Source organism: Brevundimonas sp. MYb52, from assembly GCF_002979535.1.
In the GTDB taxonomy this organism is placed as follows: domain Bacteria; phylum Pseudomonadota; class Alphaproteobacteria; order Caulobacterales; family Caulobacteraceae; genus Brevundimonas.
In genome coordinates, this window is the sequence record NZ_PCPB01000031.1 from 1 (window position 1) to 4,139 (window position 4,139).

At 63.8% G+C, this 4,139-nt stretch carries 4 protein-coding genes and 1 pseudogene; 1 reads left to right on the forward strand and 4 read right to left on the reverse strand.

From position 1 onward, the window contains the following. The 4 genes from CQ039_RS16875 to rpsL form a co-directional block, all read right to left on the reverse strand. Positions 1-77, reverse strand: a 77-nt coding sequence (locus CQ039_RS16875) for a hypothetical protein (RefSeq protein ID WP_007443273.1), incomplete at its 3' end; no start/stop codon positions are given. A gap of 113 nt (positions 78-190) precedes the next feature. Further along, entirely contained in the window at positions 191-2,269 is a 2,079-nt protein-coding gene (fusA, locus tag CQ039_RS16445; protein WP_105563626.1) for an elongation factor G, read from the reverse strand. A 150-nt stretch (positions 2,270-2,419) separates the two neighbouring features. After that, positions 2,420-2,893 (reverse strand): 30S ribosomal protein S7, encoded by a 474-nt coding sequence (gene rpsG / locus CQ039_RS16450; RefSeq protein WP_105563625.1) that lies wholly within the window; start codon positions 2,891-2,893, stop codon positions 2,420-2,422. A 78-nt stretch (positions 2,894-2,971) separates the two neighbouring features. After that, positions 2,972-3,346, reverse strand: a complete 375-nt coding sequence (rpsL, locus tag CQ039_RS16455; RefSeq protein WP_008260482.1) for a 30S ribosomal protein S12 — start codon at positions 3,344-3,346, stop codon at positions 2,972-2,974. A gap of 440 nt (positions 3,347-3,786) precedes the next feature. Here rpsL and CQ039_RS16580 point away from each other — a divergent pair. After that, positions 3,787-4,139, forward strand: a pseudogene (locus CQ039_RS16580) (hypothetical protein); the annotation flags it as partial.

Sequence of the window (4,139 nt, forward strand, 5' to 3'; positions counted from 1 at the left end):
GTCTTGCCGTGGTCAACGTGGCCGATCGTGCCGATGTTGCAGTGCGGCTTAGTGCGTTCGAACTTTTCCTTGGCCATTCTCTAGCTCCTGGAGTGTCCCCGAACCGGGGGTCCATTTAGGTTTGGGGATAGAAGGGGCGATTTGTGATCAAACCGCCCCGTTTTCAAGTGGGTCCGTCGAAACGACGGACTTAGGCGTACTTCTTGATCACTTCGTCGGCGACGTGTTGCGGCACCGGCTCGTAGTGGTCGTACTGCATGGTGAACTGGGCGCGGCCTTGCGACATGCCCCGCAGGGTGTTCACGTAGCCGAACATGTTCGCCAGCGGCACGAAGGCGTTGATGACGATGGCGTTGCCGCGCATGTCCTGGCCCTGGATCATGCCGCGACGGCCGTTCAGGTCGCCGATGACCGAGCCGAGGTATTCCTCGGGGGTCACGACCTCAACCGCCATGATCGGCTCGAGCAGCTTGGGCGAACCCTTTTCCTTCAGCTCGCGGAAGGCGGCGCGCGACGCGATTTCGAAGGCCAGCACGCTGGAGTCGACGTCGTGGTACTTGCCGTCCGTCAGGGTCGCCTTGAAGTCGATCATCGGGAAGCCGGCCAGCAGACCGTTTTCCTTGGCCGATTCCAGGCCCTTCTCGACGCCCGGGATGTATTCCTTGGGCACGGCGCCGCCGACGATGGCGTTTTCGAACACGAAGCCCGAACCCGCTTCACCCGGCTCGAAGGTGATCATGACGCGGGCGAACTGACCCGTACCGCCGGTCTGCTTCTTGTGCGTGTAGTCGATGTCGACCTTGCGGCCCAGCGATTCACGGTAGGCCACCTGCGGCGCGCCGATGTTGGCTTCCACCTTGTAGGTGCGCTTCAGGATGTCGACCTTGATGTCCAGGTGCAGCTCGCCCATGCCCTTCAGGATCGTCTGGCCCGACTCGTGGTCGGTCGAGACGGTGAACGAGGGGTCTTCCGAAGCCAGCTTGGCCAGGGCGACGCCCAGTTTCTCCTGGTCGGCCTTGGTCTTGGGCTCCACCGAGATCTCGATCACCGGCGCCGGGAATTCCATCTTCTCGAGGATGATGGGCGACTTGATCGGGTCGCACAGGGTGTCGCCCGTGCGGGTTTCCTTCAGGCCGGCCAGGGCGACGATGTCGCCGGCGTAGGCTTCCTTGATGTCCTCGCGGTTGTTCGAGTGCATCTGCAGCATGCGGCCGACGCGCTCTTTCTTGTCACGCGACGAGTTGAGCAGCGACATGCCGGTTTCCATCTTGCCCGAGTACAGGCGGCAGAAGGTCAGCGAGCCGACGAAGGGGTCGTCCATGATCTTGAACGCCAGAACCGACAGGGGCTCTTCGTCCGAGGCCTTGCGGGTGACCGGCTCTTCGGTGCGGTAGTCGATGCCCGGCGTGGCCGGAATGTCGGTCGGCGACGGCAGGTAGTCGATGACGGCGTCGAGCAGGGGCTGAACGCCCTTGTTCTTGAAGGCCGAGCCGCCGAGGATCGGGTAGAAGGCGCCGGTCAGAACAGCCTTACGGATGCACTTCTTCAGCACTTCGACCGAGGGCTCTTCGCCGCCCAGGTAGGCTTCCATGGCGTCGTCGTCGAGTTCGACAGCGTTGTCGATCAGGTACTGACGCGCGGCGGCGCACTCTTCAGCCATGTCGGCCGGGATGTCGCGGATGTCGGCGTCGGCGCCAACGGTGTCCGTTTCCCAGACGTAGGCCTTCATCTCAACCAGGTCGACGACGCCCTTCAGCAGGTTTTCAGCGCCGATCGGCAGTTGGATCGGCACAGCCTTGGCGCCCAGGCGGTCGCGGATCGACTGCACCGAAGCAGCGAAGTCGGCGCCGATCTTGTCCATCTTGTTGACGAAGACGATGCGCGGCACGCGATACTTGTCGGCCTGGCGCCAGACGGTTTCCGTCTGCGGCTCAACGCCGGCGTTGCCGTCCAGCACCGTCACGGCGCCGTCGAGGACGCGCAGCGAACGCTCGACTTCAATGGTGAAGTCCACGTGGCCGGGGGTGTCGATGATGTTGAGGCGCTTGCCTTTCCAGAAGGCGGTCGTCGCGGCGGACGTGATGGTGATGCCGCGTTCTTGTTCCTGGTCCATCCAGTCCATGGTGGACGCGCCGTCGTGCGTCTCGCCCATTTTGTGGTTACGGCCGGTGTAGAACAGGATCCGCTCGGTCGTCGTCGTCTTGCCCGCGTCGATGTGGGCCATGATGCCGAAGTTGCGGTAGTCTTCGATGTTGTGTGTGCGGGGCATTGGAGTTGCCTTCGGGCTGCTTCGCGGACGCGGCGAGCGCCCAGTGGTGTCGGATATGACGGCGCGGGCGGTTCAATCTGAACGCCCGCGCCGGATCGTCTTAGAAAGCCGCCGTCCCCATAAATGCAAACGGGGACGGTTTTAAGACGCTTACCAGCGGTAGTGGCTGAAGGCGCGGTTCGCCTCGGCCATCTTGTGGGTGTCTTCGCGCTTCTTCACCGCGGTGCCGCGGTTGTTCGAGGCGTCCAGCAGCTCGGCCGCCAGCTTTTCCGTCATGGTGTTTTCACCGCGCTTGCGCGCAGCATTGACCAGCCAACGGATGGCCAGGGCGCGACGACGGTCCGGACGAACTTCGACCGGCACCTGGTAGGTGGCGCCGCCAACGCGACGCGAACGGACTTCGACCGACGGGGCGACGTTGTCGAGGGCGTTGTGGAAGGTCTCGACCGCGGTCTGTTCCTTCTTCTTGTCGGCCAGGATGTCGAAGGCGCCGTAGACGATGTTTTCGGCGACAGCCTTCTTACCTTCGTACATGACGTAGTTCATGAACTTGGTGACGATCAGGTCCCCGAACTTGGGATCCGGCAGAACTTCACGCTTCTGGGCGCGGTGACGACGCGACATAGGTTATTCCTTGCAGTGCCCGACTGACGCCGGGAAAATCTCTGAGGGTCCAGACCAGCAGGCCTGAAAGCGGTTCGCTTACTTCGGACGCTTGGCGCCGTAGTGCGAACGACGCTGCTTGCGGTCCTTGACGCCTTGCGTATCGAGCACGCCGCGCAGGATGTGGTAACGCACGCCGGGCAAGTCCTTCACGCGGCCGCCGCGGATCAGAACAACCGAGTGCTCTTGCAGGTTGTGGCCTTCGCCGGGGATGTAGCAAACGGCTTCGTAGCCGTTCTTGGCCAGACGGACCTTGGCGACCTTACGCAGAGCCGAGTTCGGCTTCTTCGGGGTCGTGGTGTAGACGCGGGTGCAAACGCCGCGACGCTGGGGCGAACCTTCCAGAGCCGGGACCTTGTTACGGGTGGGCTTGGGCTTGCGCGGCTTGCGGATCAGTTGGTTGATCGTAGGCATACGATTTGTCTCTTTTCGATGTGGAGGCGTGTGCCTGTCGGCCGGAGCGCCTCATGAGCCTTCTTTTGGACCCCGCCGAAGCGACGCCCGGGTTTTGATCTCGAGCAAGTCGGAACAGCCAAACGAAAAAGCCGGAACGCGCGCTTTGGGCGTTCCGGCGGGCACAGCCCGTCCGTTCAATTGTCACGATCTCGACGGACGGCGGACCGCCCACGTCTCGAAAGTGCGCGCCGTTTACGCTCGATGGGTGAAGGCGTCAAGTGATTCACCCCGCCAAGGCCGAGCGCGCACCGCCGCCGCCAACCAGGCATGGCGCGAAGACACACGGAACGACGGCCCCTATCCGGGCCTGAGATCGCTGTTACGAGATCACTAGGACTTGCCCCTATAATGCCATGCTTGCCTTGGCATCTTTCGCAACGTGGATTGGGGGAGCCGCTATGACTGCTGCCGTTCTGGCCAGGGGGCCAGCCTCGCGCCGTCGTCGTCCGGGGCTGCGTCGCGCCTTGATGGCGGGCGCTTCGATCCTGCTGCACGTCGCTGTCCTCGGCCCCATGATCCTGCTGGCGACCAGCGAGGAGCAACCGCTTCCAGAACCGCCGCCGCCGCCCATCATCCAGTTGCAGATCGAGCCCCGCCCGACGCCGCCGGAGCCTCGCCTGCGCCCGGCGCCGCCGACAATGCTCCCGACGCCGGAGCCCCTGCCCGCCCCAACCCCTTCGGTGCAGGCGCCGCCGATCGCCTCGCCGCTTCCAGTCCCACAGCCCGCCGCAAAACCAGCCCCCCAACCGGC

What these genes read in the sequence shown, in the direction of transcription:
- rpsG (WP_105563625.1), bottom strand. Translation starts at nt 2,893, where the DNA reads ATGTCGCGTCGTCACCGCGCCCAGAAGCGTGAAGTTCTGCCGGATCCC.
- rpsL (WP_008260482.1), bottom strand. Translation starts at nt 3,346, where the DNA reads ATGCCTACGATCAACCAACTGATCCGCAAGCCGCGCAAGCCCAAGCCC.
- fusA (WP_105563626.1), bottom strand. Translation starts at nt 2,269, where the DNA reads ATGCCCCGCACACACAACATCGAAGACTACCGCAACTTCGGCATCATG.